Source organism: Maribacter forsetii DSM 18668, from assembly GCF_000744105.1.
In the GTDB taxonomy this organism is placed as follows: Bacteria; Bacteroidota; Bacteroidia; order Flavobacteriales; family Flavobacteriaceae; genus Maribacter; species Maribacter forsetii.
This window is the reverse complement of the sequence record NZ_JQLH01000001.1, coordinates 603,631-623,250: the sequence shown is the minus strand read 5'-3', so window position 1 is coordinate 623,250 and position 19,620 is coordinate 603,631. Positions and strand designations below refer to the sequence as shown.

The following is a 19,620-nucleotide window of genomic DNA, read 5'->3' as shown; positions in this document are numbered from 1 at the left end:
CTAAAAGTGTTTCTTTTTAGTAACTGATAGATTTTTCTAATATATAGTATTGAATAAAACGCCGTACAACCTCTGTTGTACGGCGTTTTATATTAAAAAAATATACCTAAAATATGGAAATGATAAAATCAATTTTTCATTACTAACGCTACCGCCTAACCACATCTATATTCACTATTTTAGTAGAAGGTTCAATTTTCATTAGAAACATAAATTGACAAAATTTTAAAACCTTCTTCATTATGAATTTTAAATTCAATTGCTGTTTATTACTTATAAGTATATTTTTTCTTGGCTGCTCTGATGAAAAAAGCATAAAAGAGAAAGAGATAAATATTGAAGAATTAACCATTTCCGATATACATAAATCATATCAAGATAAAACCTTCAATAGTGAACAGCTAGTGAATACCTATCTTGAAAGAATTGAAAATTTTGATAGCACTTTGAACGCAATTACTGTGGTCAACCCCCAAGCCCTAAAAATAGCAAAAGAACTTGATGAAGAATACAAACGAACAGGCATTTTACGTCCTTTACACGGCATACCGTTAATTGTAAAAGATAATATCAATACAGAAGGTTTACCTACTACTGCCGGTTCACTAGCACTGCAAAACTATATACCTGAAAAAGATGCTTTTATCATTAAAAAACTTGTTGAAGCTGGTGCTATTATCATTGCAAAATCTAACATGGCAGAATGGGCATTTAGCCCTATGCATAGCGAAAGTTCAACAGCTGGCACAACTAAAAATCCATATAACACCAATTATGTACCTGCTGGATCCAGTGGTGGTACCGGTGCTTCGATAGCAGCTAATCTTGGAACTATAGGACTAGGCACAGATACCGGAAATTCCATTAGAGGACCTTCATCTCACAATGCATTAGTAGGGTTTAGAACCACGCTAGGTTTAGTTAGTAGAAGCGCAATTGTTCCGCTTTATTTGAGAAATGATGTAGTCGGTCCTATGTGCCGTTCTGTTGAAGATGCAACTAAAGTTTTAGAAGTTATTGCAGGCATAGACCCTAAAGACCCACTTACAAAATATTCAGAAGGGAATACACCAACAGATTATACACAATTTCTTAAAAAAGATGCCCTGAAAGGTTCTAGAATAGGTGTTCTAAGAACCTTAAGTGATGACAATCCGCATCCTGAAATAAATCAATTATTTAATAATTCACTTGTCCAATTAGACTCTTTAGGAGCTTCGGTCATCGATTCGGTTATCGTACCTGATTTTCAAAACTTAAGACAAAACCAATGGTGTGCTACTTTTCGTGAAAATGTCGAGACTTTTTTATCCGATTACGTTAAAAATGATTCACTAAAAACTATTGAAGATATTATTGAAGTAGGAAGCAAGTCTAATTTTGCGAGAGAAAGGTTAGTAAGAAATGCCGCCCACACTGGAAGATGGGAAGAATCAAAAATGCCCTGTTTAGATGCCTATACAGATATACGCAGAGTTGCTTTTAGAGAAGCTATTGAAAACATGATGGATTCTTTACAACTAGATGCTATAGTCTATCCATCATGGAACAACCCGCCAGCACCAATTAATCAATTTCAAGAAGAATATAAGGGAGATAATAGTCAAATTATTAGTCCGCATACAGGACAGCCAGCTTTTACCGTCCCCATGGGTTTTACAAGTAAAAATTTACCTGCGGGACTTCAGTTTTTAGGCAGAATGTATGACGAGCCTGTTTTAATAGGCCTTACCTATTCTTATGAACAGGGCACCAAACACAGAAAAGCACCCGATTTAAAATAGCATCAACTTTCATATTAAGGTTCGAATAGGCTAATTCCTATTCTTTGGCGTATATAAACAGACAGTCTTTTATATGTCTTAAATTTTACCTTGAATACTTATTATGAAAAACCTTATCTTACTTTTAATGTTATCGGTCTTTCTTGCTTGCAGCAACCAAGATGACAATACTAATACCGAAGAGGTAAAGGAAGAAAATGAAAATTTCAACGCTATACCAGTTTACAACCACGCATATATTGAAAATTTTGAGGTAGATCAAGTTGCGTACATTGCTTTAAATGCAACTAATGCTTACGTATTGGTTGATCCGTTTGAAGATGATGTTGCAGAATCCATTGTTGAAATAAAAGCAAATGGAAATCAATTGGCGGCATATATAAGCATTGGCACAGGTGAAGATTGGAGAGATAATTTTAATCAACTTCAACCTTTTTTAACTACAGAACAATGGGCAGAGTGGTCAGGTGAATATTTTGTAAACACCACCACTACCGGAATAATCGATGTTATGAAAGCTAGAATTGATAAAATTGCCAATTTAGGTTTTGATTGGGTAGAGTTCGATAATATGGACTGGGCTTTATATGATGATACGCGAGAAACTTATGGCATTCAAGTATCGAAAGAAGATGGTATTGCCTACTATCAAGAGCTTTGTAATTATGTACATGAAAAAGGCATGAAATGTATGGCAAAGAACTTCGTTGAAAATGCCGAAGATTTTGATGGGGTAACATATGAATCATACAATGATGAGAAAAATTGGTGGGATACCTCTGGAGCACAAAGCTTTTTAGATGACGAAAAACTTGTAATAATAATTCATTATAACGAAAGCAACTGCAATCAAGTCTATGCTGATTACCAAGCTATTTACAATGAAGACCTTTCGTTTATCTGCGAAGACACTACACTTAAAAAATACCTACATTACAATGAATAGGTAGTAGAGATTATCGACCTTTAGTATAACTAAGTATTTGTATTATGAATTGGGCACTGTTAATAATCGCCGGTCTTTTTGAGGTAGCTTTTGCCTTCTGTTTAGGTAAAGCCAAAGAAACCACTGGCAATGAAATGTATTTATGGTATGTTGGTTTTTTAGTTGCTCTTGCCATAAGTATGATATTATTAGTGAAAGCGACACAAACATTACCCATTGGTACCGCATATGCCGTGTGGACAGGTATTGGCGCCGTAGGCACAGTACTAGTTGGTATATTCGTATTCAAAGAACCAGCTACTTTTTTACGTATTCTTTTTATTACAACATTAATTGGTTCTATTATAGGTCTTAAAGTAGTATCCCATTAATACCATAGTCATTACAAGATTTACTAACTAGAAATAAATACTATAACCGCATAAAATCAAGTGCTTGTTAGCATCTACTTAACAACAACTTACTGCATTCTATGTATCTTTGATTATGCGCTTTACCTTTTTCATAATTACATTTTTAGTTCTGTCAACATTCTGCTTTGCCCAGGATGATTTCTTGGCGAAGCAATATTTTGCTGATGGTGATTTTGAAAAAGCCGTAGTTTTTTATGAAAAACTAGTAGAAAAAAGCCCTAGAAGAACAGAATACGTACAAGATTTAGTTGCCTGCTATCAGCAATTAGAACGCTACCAAGATGCTGAAGATTTTTTAAATCAGCGTTTAAAAGACCGAAATCCGTATCCTACATTATTAATTGATCTAGGTTATAATTACAAGTTACAGGGCAATGAACAGATGGCACAAACGTATTACAACAAAGCGTTAGATATTATCCCTAAAAACCCTAATTACGGTTACGCCTTAGGTCTTCAATTTCAAAAATACAGCCTGCTGGACTTAGCGATTAAAGCTTTTAAAAATTCAATGGAATTGAATCCTGCTTTAAACTTCAATTTTCAACTTGCTAGAATATATGGAGAGCAAGGTAATGTTGAAGCCATGTACAACTCATACCTCAATCTTGTTATTGATGGTAAAACCTCTAAATCTAACATTCTAAGAAGTATAGATGATTTTATCTCTGAAAAAGCAACGGATAAAAATAACATCCTATTAAAAAAGGTATTACTAGAGCGTGCACAGAAAAACCCAGATGTTCTTTGGAATGAGCTTTTAAGCTGGTTATTTGTTCAGCAAAAGCAATACGGTAGTGCGTTTAGGCAAGAAAAAGCCATTTTTAAACGTATGAACGGCAGCTCTACCACCAGATTGGAGAATTTAGGCAACGATGCCTTAGATAATGAAAAATATGACACCGCAAAAGATATCTACGGTTACATCATTGAGAACACCAGTAATAAGATTACGCAATTAGATGCAGAACTAAACCTTATTGATATTGATTTACTAAATGCTACAAACGGACAGTTAGATGCTATTCAAAAAAAGTACGATGCTCTTGTAGACATTTACGGATATAAATCGCAATCATTACAGCTGCAAGTTGCCTATGCAAATTTTCTTACGTTTAAAAAGAACGATCCCGCACCTGCAGAAAAATTGCTAAAGAATAGTTTAGAATTACCATTAAGCGATAGAGGTACTGCATATTTAAAACTAGCACTAGGCGATATTTTGGTGTATGACAAAAAGTTTAACGAAGCACTCATCTTCTTCTCTCAGATTCAGCAAAAATTAAAGAACGATGTTTTAGGTCAAGATGCACGTTATAAAGTAGCACAAACCAGTTTTTACAAAGGAGATTTTGATTGGGCATTAACGCAATTAAAAGTACTACGAAGTTCTACTTCTCAACTCATAGCAAATGACGCTATGCAGTTGAGCCTTTTGATATCAGACAATTCGTTGGAAGATTCCACGCAAACTGCCTTAAAAAAATATGCGAGAGCAGATTTCTTGGCCTATCAAAATAAAACCGACGAAGCCATTACTGCTTTAGGAGATATATTAGAAAATCATAAAGGGGAAAAGATCGAAGATGAAGCACTCTTAAAACAAGCTCAACTATTTGAAAAGCAAAAGAAATACGAAGACGCTCAGTTAAACTATCAAAAAATCATCACATTTTATGGCAATGGTATTCTTGCCGATGATGCATATTATGCACTGGGTGAACTTTACCGTAAACAATTCAATGACCCCATAAAGGCAAAAGAGCAGTACGAGAAAATCATCTACAATTATCAAGACAGCTATTACTTTCCTGAAGCCCGTAAAAACTTTAGAATTTTAAGGGGAGACGTCATAAATTAAAATCGCGACCTATCTAATTCGTTTTAAGCCCTAGTTGAACTAACTTTGCAATTCAAATAGAACTTGAAATAATACATGTACATATATAACGTTACCACCAATATAGAAGAAACGACCCATGATACTTGGCTGCAATGGATGAAAGAAACGCACATACCACAAGTTCTTTCAACCGGTAAATTCTTAAGTGCAAAATTCACTAAAGTTTTGGTAGAAGAAGATATGGGTGGCTATACCTATTCAGTTCAATACACCGTACCGGACAAAGCTACTTTAGACAGGTATTATGAAGAAGATGCACCGGCACTAATAGAAAGTATTCAAAAGAAATTTGCAGGTCAGTTGGTTTCTTTTAAAACAGAATTAGAAGTAGTAGATGAGTTCTTTGTACAAAGAGCTACAGCAACCCACTATTTATTCACCTACGGAACTTTACAGGAAAGAGAAGTACAGTTGGGAGTATTCGCAAGACCTTTAAACGGATTTGAAGACGAATTACCATTATATACAATATCAGATATAAAAGTAGCCGACCTATACCCTACACTACAACACACAGGATCAAAAGAAGATTCAATCAAAGGTCAAGTATATACACTATCTCATCAAGAATTACATAAAGCAGATAGATACGAAGGTGAAGCATACGAAAGAATTGAAATTCAATTGGCATCGGGGAAAAAAGCTTGGGCCTATATAGCAAAATAAACTGTCGCTAAAAGAGATTTATGGGAACGAAAAGAAAGAAGAACAAAAATGATAAGTATGCTCATAAAAAGCATCATGAAAAAGGTCCTGTAAAAGCGAAGAAACACTTAGGTCAGCATTTTTTAAAAGATGAAGACATTGCCAGGCAAATTGCCGAAACACTATTACAGCAAGATTTTAAAAATGTCATAGAAATAGGTCCGGGAACAGGCGTTTTAACCAAATACCTACTTTTACGAGATAGCAATTTAGTAGCAATGGACTTGGATACAGAGTCCATTACGTACTTAAACGAAACTTTTCCTTTAGAACACCCAAAGGCATTTGAGGGCGATGGTTCTTTTAAAGTGATAGAAGCAGATTTTCTAAACTTTGATATTTCCACTTTGTTCGGCGATGAGCAATTTGGTATTACCGGTAACTTTCCATACAATATATCTACACAGATCGTTTTTAAAATGTTGGAGCTTCGAAATCAAATACCTGAATTTTCAGGGATGTTTCAGAAAGAAGTTGCGCAGCGTATTTGTTCAGCAGAAGGCAGTAAAACATATGGCATTTTATCGGTTTTAGTTCAAGCTTTTTACAATGCCGAATATCTTTTTACGGTAGAACCAGATGTTTTTGACCCACCACCAAAAGTACAATCCGGAGTTTTAAGATTAACACGTAAAACCAACTTTGAACTTTCTTGTGACGAGCAATTATTATATAGAGTAGTAAAAACCGCTTTCAATCAACGTCGAAAGACATTACGTAACAGTTTAAAAACATTTTCATTATCAGATAATCTAAGAGAAGATACTATATTTGACCTTAGACCGGAACAGTTGGCGGTTGACGATTTTATAGCATTGACGAACAAAATTGCGGATGACACCCTTTAAGCTTACAGAAGAACTTGTAGTAGAGATAGAACAGCTCATTGAACAAAGCAATGATACTGAACTAAACGCTATGTTGAGTACTGTGCATTATGCCGATGTTGCTGAAATCATTAATGAATTGGATAAGGACAAAGCTACCTATCTAATTAAATTATTGGACAGCGATAAAACTTCCGATGTTCTTACAGAGTTAGATGAAGATGTTCGTGAAGCTATATTAAGCAGTCTATCTACAAAAGAAATTGCCGGCGAATTAGAGGAGCTAGACACCGATGATGCCGCAGATATTATTGGCGAGTTACCTAAAGACCAAATACAAGACGTTATCTCTAAAATTGAAGATAGAGAACACGCAAAAGATATCGTTGATCTTTTAAGATATGCAGATGATTCCGCAGGTGGTCTTATGGCAAAAGAGCTCGTAAAGGTCAATGAAAACTGGAATGTACTTACTTGTGTTAAAGAAATGCGCACACAGGCAGAAAATGTAACCCGCGTACATTCTATTTATGTGGTAGATGACGAAGACAAGCTAAAAGGCCGGTTATCGTTAAAAGATCTATTAACCACTTCAACCAAAACACATATTAAAGATGTTTTTATAAAGAATGTAGATTCTGTCAACGTTAATGAAGACCCAGAAGAGGTAGCAAGAATCATGAGTAAGTATGATTTGGAAGCCATACCTGTAGTTGATGAAATTGGTAGATTGGTGGGTCGTATTACTATTGATGATATCGTTGATGTCATCAAAGAAGAAGCTGAGCGCGATTACCAAATGGCAGCCGGTATATCTCAAGATGTAGAAGCTGATGATAGTATTTGGGATCTTACAAGGGCGCGTTTACCATGGTTGATCTTAGGTCTATTTGGTGGTGCAGGTGCCGCTTTGATCATGGGTGGTTTTGAAGAAATGTTTCGTGAATACACTGTACTCTTTCTATTTACGCCATTAATAGCTGCAATGGCAGGTAACGTTGGTGTACAATCTAGCGCCATAATAGTACAAGGTTTGGCAAATGACGATATTAAAGGAAGTATAAGTAGTAGATTAATCAAAGAAATGCTTTTGGCATTATTGAACGGCGTTATACTTTCCTGTTTATTATTGATTTTTACATGGATTTGGAAGGGAGATTTCCTTACCTCATTGGCAATTTCCATTTCATTGATCGCAGTGATTGTTGTTGCCGGATTCATAGGTACTTTCGTGCCATTATTTTTAGACAAAAGAGGTATTGATCCCGCCATTGCAACCGGACCATTTATTACCACAAGCAATGACATTTTCGGTATTTTAATCTACTTTTCTATCGCCAAGTTAATTTTGGGCATATAATAAACTACTACTCTTCTTTTTAGAATACTGTGGTTTCCGTATATTACTCTATTAATTTCCTTTCACCGCTAATTTAGAATCGAATATATACGTCCATGAAAAGCATTAATCTTAAAGAAAAATATGATTTGGTCAATGGGTATTGGCATCCACATCAAATAGGTGTTGTAGATAATATGCAGGTTTTATTAGCAAAGCTGAAAGGTGAATTTGTATGGCATTCACACGACAATGAAGATGAGCTTTTTCAAGTAGTAAAAGGTACTTTGCACATGCAATTTAGAGACCGTACGGAAGTAGTACAACAAGGAGAGATTTTTATAGTCCCCAAAGGCATTGAACATTGCCCAATAACGAAGAACGATGAAGAAGTACACGTCATGCTTTTTGAAAAATTAAGTACTGCCCATACCGGCAACGTTTCAGACGAAAAAACAAAAACAGATTACCCCGAAATATAATTAAGCATAAATGAAAGTATTACACGTAGATATAAATCACCCATTGATTATTGAACAATTCGCTGAATTAGGTTTTCAGAACGATGAAGATTATAGCTCGACCAAAGAACAGATCGAAGCCAAAATCGAAGACTATGACGGACTCATAATTAGAAGTAGATTTTCTATAGATGCTGCATTTTTAGACAAAGCAAAAAACTTGAAATTTATAGGTAGACTAGGCGCAGGTTTAGAAAATATCGATACAAAACACGCAAAATCACTAGGTATTTTTCTAGCTGCTGCACCAGAAGGCAATCGTAATGCCGTTGGTGAACATGCGTTAGGTATGCTTTTATCATTATTTAATAAATTAAATACCGCCGACAAGGAAGTTAGAAATGGCAAATGGGATCGTGAAGGTAACCGTGGTATAGAGCTAGAGGGCAAAGTAGTAGGTATTATTGGTTATGGTAATATGGGAAAAGCCTTTGCTAAAAAACTAAAAGGTTTTGATGTAGAAGAGGTTATTTGCTATGACATACAAGGTGGTGTAGAAGATGAAAATGCACGCCAAGTAGGCATTATGGAATTCCAAAATAGAGCTGATGTTGTTAGTCTACATGTACCACAAACAGAATTGACCATTGGTATGGTCGATGCTGAGTTTCTAGAAAAATTCAATAATCCTATTTGGATTATTAATACAGCCAGAGGCAAATGCATTGTAACTACGGATCTGGTCGATGCCTTAAAATCAGGAAAAGTTCTTGGTGCAGGTTTGGATGTACTGGAGTATGAAAAAGCCTCTTTTGAAAATATGTTTACAGATAACAATTTACCTAAAGCATTTCAATATCTAATTGACTCTGACCAAGTGATTCTAACACCACACGTAGCAGGTTGGACGGTAGAAAGCAAAATAAAACTGGCCCAAACGGTAGTAGACAAAGTGAAAGCAAAATTTTTAGAGTGATATGAAATACAAAGCCAACACACCAGACGAATATATTGCCCAATTACCACTAGAACGCAAAGAGGTTATTGAAAAGATAAGAGGTATTATTTTACAAAATTTACCAAATGGTTTTGAAGAGCAATTAAGTTATGGCATGTTGGGCTATGTAGTGCCACATTCTTTATATCCGGCTGGGTATCATGTACAAGCAGAACTACCGTTGCCTTTTATAAATTTGGCTTCACAGAAGAATTTTATCGCACTTTATCACTCCGGCATATATGCAGACCCTGCTATAATGAACTGGTTCAAGAACGAATACCCTATTCATTGCAAACGCAAGCTAGATATGGGCAAAAGTTGCGTTCGTTTTAAAAGTATGGATGATATTCCGTACAAGCTCATTGCAGAACTATGCACTAAAATGACTCCCCAAGAATGGATTAGTTTATACGAGAATAATATCAAAAAATAGATAACTATGAAAAATAGAGTAACAGGCTTAGGCGGATTCTTCTTTAAAACAAAAGACCCTGACCATTCTAAAAATTGGTATAACAAACATTTAGGACTGAATACAGATCAATATGGCTGTACATTTTGGTGGAAAGACAAAGAAGGCAACGACTGCTCAACACAATGGAGCCCAATGAACGCAGACACAGAATATTTCAAGCCTAGCCAATCAAATTTTATGATGAACTTTAGGGTTGAAAACCTAGTAGAGCTATTGGAAGTTCTCAAGGAAGAAGGAGTTACTGTTGTGGGTGATATCCAAGAATTTGAATATGGAAAATTTGGATGGATTTTGGACCCAGACGGAAATAAGCTAGAACTTTGGGAACCAATTGATAAAGCATTTCTATGATGTTTAAAATAATCGCTACATTTAACCCTTAATAATAACCACCAAACAACAAATAAATGTCAGAAGAAAACAAAGATTTCGGAGATAAGGCAGAAGAATCTGCAAAAGAATTTAGCGAAGGAGCTAAAAAAACAGCTAATGAATTTACTGCAGGAGCTAAAGAAGCTTTTAGCGGAGGTCCAGGAGGAGACAATAAAAAAGTATTAGCAGGATTATTAGCAATATTTTTAGGAGGATTCGGAGTTCATAAATTTATTTTGGGATATCAAAAGGAAGGATTTATTCTTTTGGGTGTTTCAGTGGCTGCCTGGGTTTTATCCTGTGTTGGGGTTGGTCTACTTTTCGTATGGGTTCCAGGAGTTATAGGATTGATTGAAGGTATCATCTACTTAACAAAAACCGACGAAGAATTTTACAACACATACCAAGTAGGCAGAAAACCTTGGTTCTAAACAACTTAAGCCAGATAAAACAATATCTGGCTTTTTTTATATATTTTATTATCGTAATATAGCAATATGTAAATACAAAATGGGAATTACCAAAACACAAATTTTCAATACAGAGCAGAATAAGTTGGCGGTCATTTTCAAGGTACTGTCCAACCCTGCACGTATTGCAATTCTACAATATATAAGTCAGCAAGATGCATGTATTTGCAATGACATCGTTGATGAAATAGGTTTAGCACAACCTACTATTTCACAGCATTTAAAAGAACTAAAGAGTATAGATTTAATTAGTGGTGAAATTGAAGGTAAAAAAGTATGTTATTGTATTAATTTACAAAAATGGACAGCGGTACAAGCACTATTAAATTCTTTCTTCGACGCCACCAAAAGCAATTGTTGTTAAAAAACTTTATATGAATGATATAACAATAAGAACAATGCTGCCCACAGATTGGGAATTCGTTGCTAATATTTACAAAGAAGGCATTGATACTGGTATAGCCACTTTTGAAACCAATGTTCCCACTTTTGAAACTTGGAACAAAGCACATATGAGCACTTGCCGTTTTGTAGTTGAAAGTGATAATGAAATATTAGGTTGGGTTGCACTCTCCCCAGTTTCCAACAGATGCGTGTATGGCGGGGTAGCAGAAATAAGCGTCTATATTTCTAAAAAAAGCAGAGGTAAAGGTCTGGGTAAATTATTATTACAACATGTAATAAGCGCAAGCGAAAAAGAAGGTATTTGGACACTACAATCAGGCGTATTCCCTACAAACTATGGCAGTATCAAAATCCACGAAGCCTCTGGGTTTAGAATGATCGGCAAACGTGAACGTATTGGAAAACTACACGGAAAGTGGGTAGATAATGTACTTTTTGAACGACGAAGTAGTATTGTTGGCGTAGATTAAATTTGCTCTTCTATCCCTGAATTTTGAGATTCCAATAACTTCCGTTCCAATTCTGCCTGAAATTCTTCCATTACAGGTTTTACAGTACTCTCTGGTAAATCGGCTATCTTAATGTACATTAATCCGTCTACCGAATTATTGAATAATGGATCAACGTTGAACGCGACTACTTTTGCATTTTGCTTAATATACTTTTTGATTAAAACCGGTAAACGAAGACTTCCAGGTTCTACCTCATCTATTAACCTATCAAACTTATTTAAATCGGCTTGCGTTTCATCAAAAACGAATTCCTTATCCGCATCATTAAGTTTCACTTTAAATTCCTTTTTAGGTCTAATATACTGAGCAACATATGGATCCCAATAGTTAGACTTCATAAACTCGATCATCAATGATTTAGAGAAGTTAGAAAATTGGTTACTGATACTAACACCGCCAATTAAATACTTATGCTCAGGAAACCGCAATGTAGTATGCACAATCCCTTTCCAAAGTAAAAATAAAGGCATTGGTTTTTGCTGGTATTCTTTGGTAATATAAGCACGACCCATTTCTATGGAATTTTGCATCATACCGTACAATTCTGGCTCTACCCTAAAGAGATCTTGAACATAAAAACCATTAATACCGTGTTCAGGAAAAATCTCTGATCCCATACCCATCCTATAGGCGCCAACAATACATTTTGCTTGATTATCCCAAAGAAAAAGATGGTGATAATAACTATCAAAGCTATCTAAATCAATAGCTTTATTAGTCCCTTCGCCTATTGCTCTAAAAGTTACTTCGCGCTGTCTACCAATTTCTTTTAAAATAAACGGCATGTCTTTTTCTTTCGCTAAAAAAACCTCGTAATTCTTACTTTGAAGTAAGCGGCAATCTTTTTCCCTAAGCTTTTCTATTTCCCCTTCCATCACCTCTTTACGTACAGCCTCAGCAATCTTCTTGGGTTGTTTAGGTATTTTAAGAGATGTAGGTATTTGATCTATTAAACGCTCTTTTTCATATGCATTAGACAACATATAGGTTTTACGACGCAACAGGTCTGTATACTCCTCTAAACTTTCAATCTCTTTTTGGGCATTTACAGAAATTGGCTGTCCTATTCTCACTTTAATAGGTCTATTTCTTTGAGAGAATACTTGTGACGGAATCATTGCCGTACGTAAAGAATCGCCTAATTTAGAAATGCGATAAAACAAAGAACTATTCTTTGCATGAAAATAAATAGGAACTACAGGTACATTTGCCTTTCTAATCAATTTTATAGCTGCCTCTTCCCAAGGTTTATCTACAATGAGTTTACCGTCTTTATAAGTAGAGACTTCACCAGCAGGAAAAACACCTAATACATGACCATTATTTAAATGTTCTAATGTTCTTTTGAATCCGGCAAGATTACTTCTGGCATCTTTATGTTCACTGAACGGATTTACAGGAAGAATATAAGGCTCTAACGGCACCATTCTTTGTAGTAGAAAGTTCGCCATTATCTTATAGTCTGGACGCTGCTTTACCATTAATTTAAATAGTAAAATACCGTCAATAGCTCCTAATGGGTGATTACTAATAGTAACATACGGACCTTCTTTGGGTAAACGTCTAAAATCCTCCTCAGGAATTTCGTAATCAATTTCAAAATGTTCTAGAATGGCATTTGCATAGTCTTCACCTTCTAAATGGGCAATAGAATCATAGAATCTATTAATGGCAGATAATCTCGTAATCTTCAACAACACCCAACCAATAAAAGTACCAAACACTCCGTATTTAGAGAGGTTGATAGCCTTGGCAACTTCCTTCGCGGTAACTAAACCCATAAATCATCATCGATTAGACTGTAAATATAGGAAAATAGCCCTTGTAGGTACCTATTAAAATTATTGCAATGATGTTGAAATTACTTCACTACTAGCTGAACAGTTTCCGTACCGCGTTGCTCCAATAACAACTCATGCCCGTTCTGTAATGATTCTAGCGCTTTAGTATTAAAGTGCCTAATGGTATACAAGGATACATTTTCATGATGAGCAACTTTAAACTTACTTTTCAATTGTTGTAAAAGTTTTTCTAAGCCTCCAAATTTATTGTCGATACAAACAGAAAAACTAATAGCGGAATTCTGGATTAAGTCTACCTTAATTTTATGCTGATGAAACAATTTAAAAAGTTCGCTAATACTGTCTTCTACTATAAAAGAGAAATCTAGCGATGATAATTTCATTAATACCTGATTCTTCTTAACGATGAAACAAGGAACTTTTGGTTCTATACCAACTCCCTTACCTACCGTTGTTCCTTTACCTTTAGGATTAACGAAAGATTTTACATGAAGCGGAATCTCCTTACGTTGTAATGGTTGTAATGTTTTTGGGTGAATAACCGATGCACCGTAGAATGCCAATTCAATAGCTTCTCTGTAAGAGATATTATTAAGCAATTGTGTTTCCTCAAAATATCTTGGGTCTGCATTTAAAACGCCAGGTACATCCTTCCAAATGGTTACAGAATCCGCATTTAAACAATACGCCAATATAGCTGCGGAATAATCCGATCCTTCACGACCTAATGTCGTAGTAAAGTTGTTATCATCACTACCTAAGAAACCCTGTGTTATGTTCAACACCTTTTGATCAATTTTAGTAACGTTCTCTTGTGTACGCTCCCAATCTACAGTGGTATCTCTATAATTACTATCGGTTTTAATGAAGTTTCGTACATCTAACCAATTATTTGTAATACCAACTTCTTTAAAATAGGCACTGATTATAGTGGTAGAAAGTAATTCTCCGTAGCCAACAATTTGATCGTAAACAAAATTATAGTTGGGCGATTTATTCCAAACTAAAAATCCGTTAATCTCATCGACCAATACTTTTATTTCCTTGTAAATAGCGTGCTGTGCATTAGGAAATAATTCTGAAATAATACCTAAATGGTAATCTACCATCTCAGCGACCTTAGACGGTATTTCTTTTTTATCTTCAAAATAGGCGTTTATGATATCTTCCATAGCATTGGTGGTCTTCCCCATTGCCGAAACAACCAATAACGTATTTTCATACCCTACTTCTTGCAAAACCTTCACTACATTTTTAACAGCATCTGCATTTTTAACAGATGCTCCTCCAAATTTAAAAACCCTCATACTCAATATCTATCTAAATTTTTTGTTCTTTTTTAATTAAGCCAATGCGCTTAAGTACTCCTTTATTCCGGTTTCATCCAATTGAACCACATCCCAATCTCTCATGACATTAGCCCCTTTACTTTCATAGAAACCAATGGCAGGCTCGTTCCAATCTATTACCTCCCAGCTTATCCTCTTCACTCCTAATTCATCACCATATTTAACTACCTCGTTTAGCAGTGCGGTACCTAGACCAGTACCACGCATTTCTTTGGTGACGATTAAGTCCTCTAAATGTATTACAGGACCTTTCCAGGTAGAATATCTTGGGTATACTAAAGCCATACCAACAATTTTATCACTCTTTTCTGCAACAAAACAATGAAACAACTTCTGTTTACCAAATCCGTCTTCCTCCAAATCTTGCACACTTACCTCTACTGCATCATCTTCCTTCTCAAAAGTGGCTAATTCTTGAATTAATTGAAGCACTTGCTTCATATCTTCTCTCTGGGCAACTCTAATTGTATAATTCATAATTGTTACAAATAAAACACAAAGTTATAAATTTAAAAAATGTAATTAAAATGAAAATGAAACGTTTAACAAAATACACGATATTTGTATATAACCATAAACTAAAAAATGTCTCCAAAAAGAAATCAGACCCTAGGCGAGTTTATTATTGAAAATCAAGATTCATTTCAATACTCTTCAGGTGAATTATCAAAACTTATTAATGCTATTAGATTAGCCGCTAAAGTAGTTAACCACGAAGTTAGCAAAGCAGGACTAATCGATATTCTGGGCGGAGTTGGTGAAACCAACATACAAGGCGAAGACCAGCAGAAATTAGATCTATTTGCTAATGATAAATTCATTCAAACATTAAAAAATAGAGAAATTGTATGTGGTATTGCATCTGAAGAAGAAGATAGCTTCATCAGCATTAATAGTAACGATGAAAATCATCAAAATAAATATGTAGTTCTTATTGATCCTTTAGATGGTTCTTCTAATATTGATGTAAACGTTTCCGTAGGTACTATTTTTTCTATTTACAGACGTGTAACTCCGGTAGGTACACCAGTAACTATGGAAGATTTTCTACAACCTGGTAACAAACAAGTTGCTGCAGGATATGTAGTCTATGGCACCTCTACCATGTTAGTTTATACAACAGGTGATGGTGTAAACGGCTTTACTTTGAACCCGGCATTAGGTACGTTCTATCTATCTCACCCAAACATGAAGTTTCCAGAAAATGGCAGAATCTATTCTGTAAACGAAGGTAACTACGTGCATTTTCATCAAGGTGTAAAAGATTATATCAAGTATTGCCAAATGGAGGAAGATGACAGACCTTATACTTCTAGGTATATAGGCTCTTTAGTATCTGACTTTCATAGAAACATGATCAAAGGTGGTATTTACATGTACCCAAAGAGTAGTGTTAGCCAAAGTGGTAAACTTAGATTACTATATGAATGTAACCCTATGGCTTTTTTAGCCGAACAAGCAAACGGATTGGCTATTGGCGGTAAAAACCGAATCATGGATATTGAACCAACAGAGCTTCACCAACGGGTTCCGTTTTTCTGCGGAAGTAGAAACATGGTTGAAAAACTACAAGAATTTTTAAATAAATATCATTAAAAAAAGGGAGCAAATTGCTCCCTTTTTTATTTCTAAATATTATAGGTTTTTATTTACTAAGAAGATACAAATAATCTTCAAAATCGAATTTACCACCAAATATGGCTACAGAACGTTCAATAACTTTATCAGCCTTCTCTCCTGTAAAACCTAATCCTATAGCGTATTTTTTTATTAAAATTCTTTCTTCATCATCAATTTCGTGATCAGAATATACAATTCTGAATAAATCGAATAAACGCTCTAGCCTCTTTTCAGAATCAGATGTAGAATCAATTGGGTACTTGTTTTCTTTTTTTATCACCTCTTCGTACTCAGATCTCGTAATATCCAGTTTCGTTGCAAAACGATCCAACATTTTTTTCTCCTCTGTACTAATTTCACCGTCAACTGAAGCTAAAGTTGCTAAAGCGGCAAAGTGAGCCAAATTTCTTCTATGCTCCCCACTTGTATATAAATCTGCAAAAGACATATTTTATTTTTTAATTATTTGAGCAAATATAATTTTTTTAGAGGTCATAGTTTCTATTGTCATCAACTTTGTTTGTAATCATAATTTGTAACTTGACATTGCTATGAAAACTCCTCTATTACAATTTACTAGCAATGGTATCTATTGCGAAAAAGCCGGTGTATACCTAGACCCATGGAAACCCGTTGACCATGCCATAATATCACACGGTCATGCAGACCATAGTAGATATGGTCATAAAAAGTATATAACACATCATAAAAATGTTCCTATTATTCTACACAGATTAGGAGAAATTAATGTTACCGGAAAGGAATGGGGAGAAACATTTATCATTAATAATGTAACTTTTAGTCTTCATCCAGCTGGTCATATTATTGGCTCATCTCAAATACGTGTAGAACATAAAGGTGAGGTTTGGGTGTTTACAGGCGATTATAAAACCGAAAATGATGGCATTTCTACTCCGTACGAACCCATAAAATGCGACACCTTTATTACCGAATGTACTTTTGGACTTCCTGCATTTAAATGGACGCCACAAGCAGAAGTGCTAGAGAACATAAATAATTGGTGGGCAGAAAATAAAGCTGAAGGCAAAACCTCTATACTTTTTGGCTATAGTTTAGGTAAGGCGCAGCGTCTATTAAAATATTTAAATACGGACATTGGTGAAATTTACACCCATGGCGCCATTGAAAATATGACAGAGGTATTGCGCCCTCTTGTAGATTTTCCAAAAACGACTTTGATTACCAGGGAAACAAAAAAAGAGCAATTACTGGGCAATATTGTATTAGCACCGCCAAGTGCACATGGCAGTACTTGGATCAGAAAAATGGTACCTTATGTAACTGCTTCCGCAAGCGGATGGATGACCTTTAGAGGAGCTCGCAGAAGAAGAGCCATAGATAAAGGTTTTGTATTAAGTGATCATTGCGATTGGCCTGGACTTCTACAAAGTATTGAAGCAACAGGAGCGGAAAAAATTATCTGCACACACGGGTACACAGATATATTCTCCAAATATTTGCGAGAACAAGGTTATGATGCACGAACTGAAGCTACACAATACGGTGAAGAAGAAAACGAAACCGCACTGGCTTCAAAATCTACTGCAGCCATATGAAAAATTTCGCCCAGCTCATAAAGACACTAGATAGCACCAATAAAACTACGGTTAAGGTTCAAGCGTTGACCGATTACTTTTTAAAAGCCAACGATGCCGATAAGGTATGGACAATAGCTATTTTATCTCATAGAAGACCACCAAGACCTGTCAACACCACTCTTTTAAGAACTTGGGCTTCAGAATTGGCAAATATACCCCTGTGGTTATTTGAAGAGAGTTATCATATTGTAGGTGATCTAGCCGAGACCATAGCATTGGTCATTCCTGCAGCAAATGAGTCATCAGATAAAAGCCTAACGGTATTTCTGCAAGAAATGATCGCTTTAAAAAAGAAGACGGATGAAGAAAAGAAAAGGTACCTATATGAAAACTGGAAAGTATTAAACTACTATGAACGTTTTGTATTTACAAAATTGATAACTGGCGGTTTCAGAATTGGTGTAAGTCAAAAATTAATGACCCGGGCATTAGCCAAAGCTACCGAAATAGATGAAGATATACTAGCCTATAAACTTATGGGAAATTGGGACCCGAACACTATATCTTTTCAGCAATTGGTTCTTGAAGAAAATGAAAGTGATTACCTATCTAAACCCTACCCATTTTATTTAGCCTATGCAATAGAAGGTGAAGCTTCTGACTTAGGCGATATTCATGACTGGTCTGCTGAACATAAATGGGATGGCATCCGCTCACAAGTTATCCTTAGAAATGATGAACTTTTTGTGTGGAGCCGTGGTGAAGAATTGGTAACGGATAAGTATCCCGAATTTGAAAAATTTATAAGCGTAATTCCCAATGGTACTGTTATTGATGGCGAAATTCTTCCTTATCCTAAAGAAACAATTGGAACATTTAACGATTTACAAACTCGTATTGGGCGTAAGAATGTAACCGCGGCGCTTATGAAAAAAGTGCCTGTTATTTTAAAAGTCTATGACCTTTTAGAATGGGAAGGAAAAGACATTCGACAGTTACCTTTTATGAAGCGCAGGGAGATTTTAGAGAAAATGTTTAACGATATCACCGAACGTAGCCAAAACGAAATACCGCTTCACATTTCTGAAACAATGCATTTTAAATCATGGGATGAGTTGGCACAAGAAAGAGATCGCTCTCGTGAAATGCATAGCGAGGGATTGATGCTAAAAAGAAAAGATTCTCCTTATTTAGTAGGACGAAAAAAGGGTGACTGGTGGAAATGGAAAGTTGACCCGTTAACTATTGACGCCGTACTTACCTATGCCATGAGAGGACATGGAAGGCGCAGTAATCTCTTTACAGATTATACCTTTGCCCTTTGGAAAGACAACGAGGAAGGAGAAAAAGAACTGGTAACTTTTGCAAAGGCTTATTCCGGATTAACAGATGCGGAATTTAGAAAGCTTGATGCATGGATAAAGAAAAATACGCTAGAAAGATTTGGACCTGTAAGAAGTGTTACACCACATCACGTTTTTGAAATTGCTTTTGAAGGTATAGCATTATCTAAACGACATAAAAGTGGAATAGCCACTCGTTTTCCCAGAATGTTACGATGGCGAAAAGATAAGAACATTCATGAAGCAAATACGCTATCAGATTTAGAGGCGCTAATACCCAACTAAACAATACGAAAAAATAACTTATATAAACAGATTGCTTCGCTTTGCTCGCA

At 35.5% G+C, this 19,620-nt stretch carries 21 protein-coding genes; 17 read left to right on the top strand and 4 right to left on the bottom strand.

From position 1 onward, the window contains the following. The first annotated feature begins 242 nt into the window (after window positions 1-242). The 14 genes from P177_RS02645 (at window position 243) to P177_RS02580 (ending at window position 11,570) form a co-directional block, all read left to right on the top strand. Entirely contained in the window at window positions 243-1,784 is a 1,542-nt protein-coding gene (locus tag P177_RS02645; protein WP_036151559.1) for an amidase, read from the top strand. 103 nt (window positions 1,785-1,887) lie between these two features. After that, the gene (locus tag P177_RS02640; RefSeq protein WP_036151557.1) at window positions 1,888-2,730 is read left to right on the top strand and encodes an endo alpha-1,4 polygalactosaminidase; all 843 of its coding nucleotides are present in this window, start codon (window positions 1,888-1,890) and stop codon (window positions 2,728-2,730) included. Between the two features lie 44 nt (window positions 2,731-2,774). After that, window positions 2,775-3,101 carry a DMT family transporter gene (locus P177_RS02635; protein ID WP_036151555.1) on the top strand — a complete coding sequence of 109 codons (327 nt, stop codon included), beginning with the start codon at window positions 2,775-2,777 and terminating at the stop codon, window positions 3,099-3,101. A 115-nt stretch (window positions 3,102-3,216) separates the two neighbouring features. Next, on the top strand, window positions 3,217-5,004 hold the full coding sequence (locus P177_RS02630; RefSeq protein ID WP_036151548.1) for a tetratricopeptide repeat protein: 1,788 nt from the start codon (window positions 3,217-3,219) through the stop codon (window positions 5,002-5,004). 75 nt (window positions 5,005-5,079) lie between these two features. Further along, a complete protein-coding gene (locus P177_RS20510) occupies window positions 5,080-5,712 on the top strand; it encodes a DUF4286 family protein (protein WP_084684604.1) in 633 nt (210 codons plus the stop codon). 20 nt (window positions 5,713-5,732) lie between these two features. Continuing rightward, complete coding sequence (gene rsmA, locus P177_RS02620; protein ID WP_036151546.1) at window positions 5,733-6,599, top strand: 16S rRNA (adenine(1518)-N(6)/adenine(1519)-N(6))-dimethyltransferase RsmA; 867 nt, start codon at window positions 5,733-5,735, stop codon at window positions 6,597-6,599. Continuing rightward, entirely contained in the window at window positions 6,586-7,938 is a 1,353-nt protein-coding gene (mgtE, locus tag P177_RS02615; protein ID WP_036151544.1) for a magnesium transporter, read from the top strand. Before rsmA ends, mgtE begins: the two co-directional genes overlap by 14 nt. Window positions 7,939-8,033: 95 nt before the next feature. Beyond that, entirely contained in the window at window positions 8,034-8,399 is a 366-nt protein-coding gene (locus tag P177_RS02610) for a cupin domain-containing protein (protein WP_036151542.1), read from the top strand. Between the two features lie 10 nt (window positions 8,400-8,409). Further along, entirely contained in the window at window positions 8,410-9,354 is a 945-nt protein-coding gene (locus P177_RS02605; RefSeq protein ID WP_036151541.1) for a 2-hydroxyacid dehydrogenase, read from the top strand. A 1-nt stretch (window position 9,355) separates the two neighbouring features. After that, window positions 9,356-9,811, top strand: a complete 456-nt coding sequence (locus P177_RS02600) for a DUF1801 domain-containing protein (RefSeq protein WP_036151539.1) — start codon at window positions 9,356-9,358, stop codon at window positions 9,809-9,811. Window positions 9,812-9,817: 6 nt separating this feature from the next. After that, entirely contained in the window at window positions 9,818-10,204 is a 387-nt protein-coding gene (locus P177_RS02595) for a VOC family protein (RefSeq protein ID WP_036151537.1), read from the top strand. 56 nt (window positions 10,205-10,260) lie between these two features. Further along, window positions 10,261-10,656 carry a TM2 domain-containing protein gene (locus P177_RS02590; RefSeq protein WP_036151530.1) on the top strand — a complete coding sequence of 132 codons (396 nt, stop codon included), beginning with the start codon at window positions 10,261-10,263 and terminating at the stop codon, window positions 10,654-10,656. A 79-nt stretch (window positions 10,657-10,735) separates the two neighbouring features. Beyond that, complete coding sequence (locus P177_RS02585) at window positions 10,736-11,059, top strand: ArsR/SmtB family transcription factor (protein WP_036151528.1); 324 nt, start codon at window positions 10,736-10,738, stop codon at window positions 11,057-11,059. A 10-nt stretch (window positions 11,060-11,069) separates the two neighbouring features. Further along, window positions 11,070-11,570, top strand: a complete 501-nt coding sequence (locus tag P177_RS02580) for a GNAT family N-acetyltransferase (RefSeq protein WP_036151526.1) — start codon at window positions 11,070-11,072, stop codon at window positions 11,568-11,570. On the opposite strand, the gene P177_RS02575 is transcribed toward P177_RS02580, so the two are convergent. The 3 genes from P177_RS02575 to P177_RS02565 all read right to left on the bottom strand — a co-directional run bounded on the left by P177_RS02575 (window position 11,567) and on the right by P177_RS02565 (window position 15,240). Continuing rightward, a complete protein-coding gene (locus P177_RS02575; protein ID WP_036151524.1) occupies window positions 11,567-13,393 on the bottom strand; it encodes a GNAT family N-acyltransferase in 1,827 nt (608 codons plus the stop codon). The genes P177_RS02580 and P177_RS02575 overlap by 4 nt on opposite strands. A gap of 80 nt (window positions 13,394-13,473) precedes the next feature. Next, a complete protein-coding gene (locus tag P177_RS02570; protein WP_036151522.1) occupies window positions 13,474-14,721 on the bottom strand; it encodes an aspartate kinase in 1,248 nt (415 codons plus the stop codon). A 36-nt stretch (window positions 14,722-14,757) separates the two neighbouring features. Beyond that, complete coding sequence (locus tag P177_RS02565) at window positions 14,758-15,240, bottom strand: GNAT family N-acetyltransferase (RefSeq protein WP_036151520.1); 483 nt, start codon at window positions 15,238-15,240, stop codon at window positions 14,758-14,760. 108 nt (window positions 15,241-15,348) lie between these two features. Here P177_RS02565 and fbp point away from each other — a divergent pair, with 108 nt between their 5' ends. Beyond that, window positions 15,349-16,359 carry a class 1 fructose-bisphosphatase gene (gene fbp / locus P177_RS02560; RefSeq protein ID WP_036151518.1) on the top strand — a complete coding sequence of 337 codons (1,011 nt, stop codon included), beginning with the start codon at window positions 15,349-15,351 and terminating at the stop codon, window positions 16,357-16,359. A 49-nt stretch (window positions 16,360-16,408) separates the two neighbouring features. Here fbp and P177_RS02555 read toward each other — a convergent pair whose 3' ends face one another. Continuing rightward, window positions 16,409-16,831 (bottom strand): tellurite resistance TerB family protein, encoded by a 423-nt coding sequence (locus tag P177_RS02555; RefSeq protein WP_036151515.1) that lies wholly within the window; start codon window positions 16,829-16,831, stop codon window positions 16,409-16,411. Window positions 16,832-16,934: 103 nt separating this feature from the next. Between P177_RS02555 and P177_RS02550 the strand changes: the two genes are divergently transcribed. Both P177_RS02550 and P177_RS02545 read left to right on the top strand, forming a co-directional pair. Beyond that, a complete protein-coding gene (locus P177_RS02550; RefSeq protein ID WP_036151513.1) occupies window positions 16,935-17,960 on the top strand; it encodes a ligase-associated DNA damage response exonuclease in 1,026 nt (341 codons plus the stop codon). Continuing rightward, window positions 17,957-19,570, top strand: coding sequence for an ATP-dependent DNA ligase (locus P177_RS02545; RefSeq protein WP_036151509.1), 1,614 nt, complete (start codon window positions 17,957-17,959; stop codon window positions 19,568-19,570). Before P177_RS02550 ends, P177_RS02545 begins: the two co-directional genes overlap by 4 nt. Window positions 19,571-19,620 lie beyond the last annotated feature (50 nt).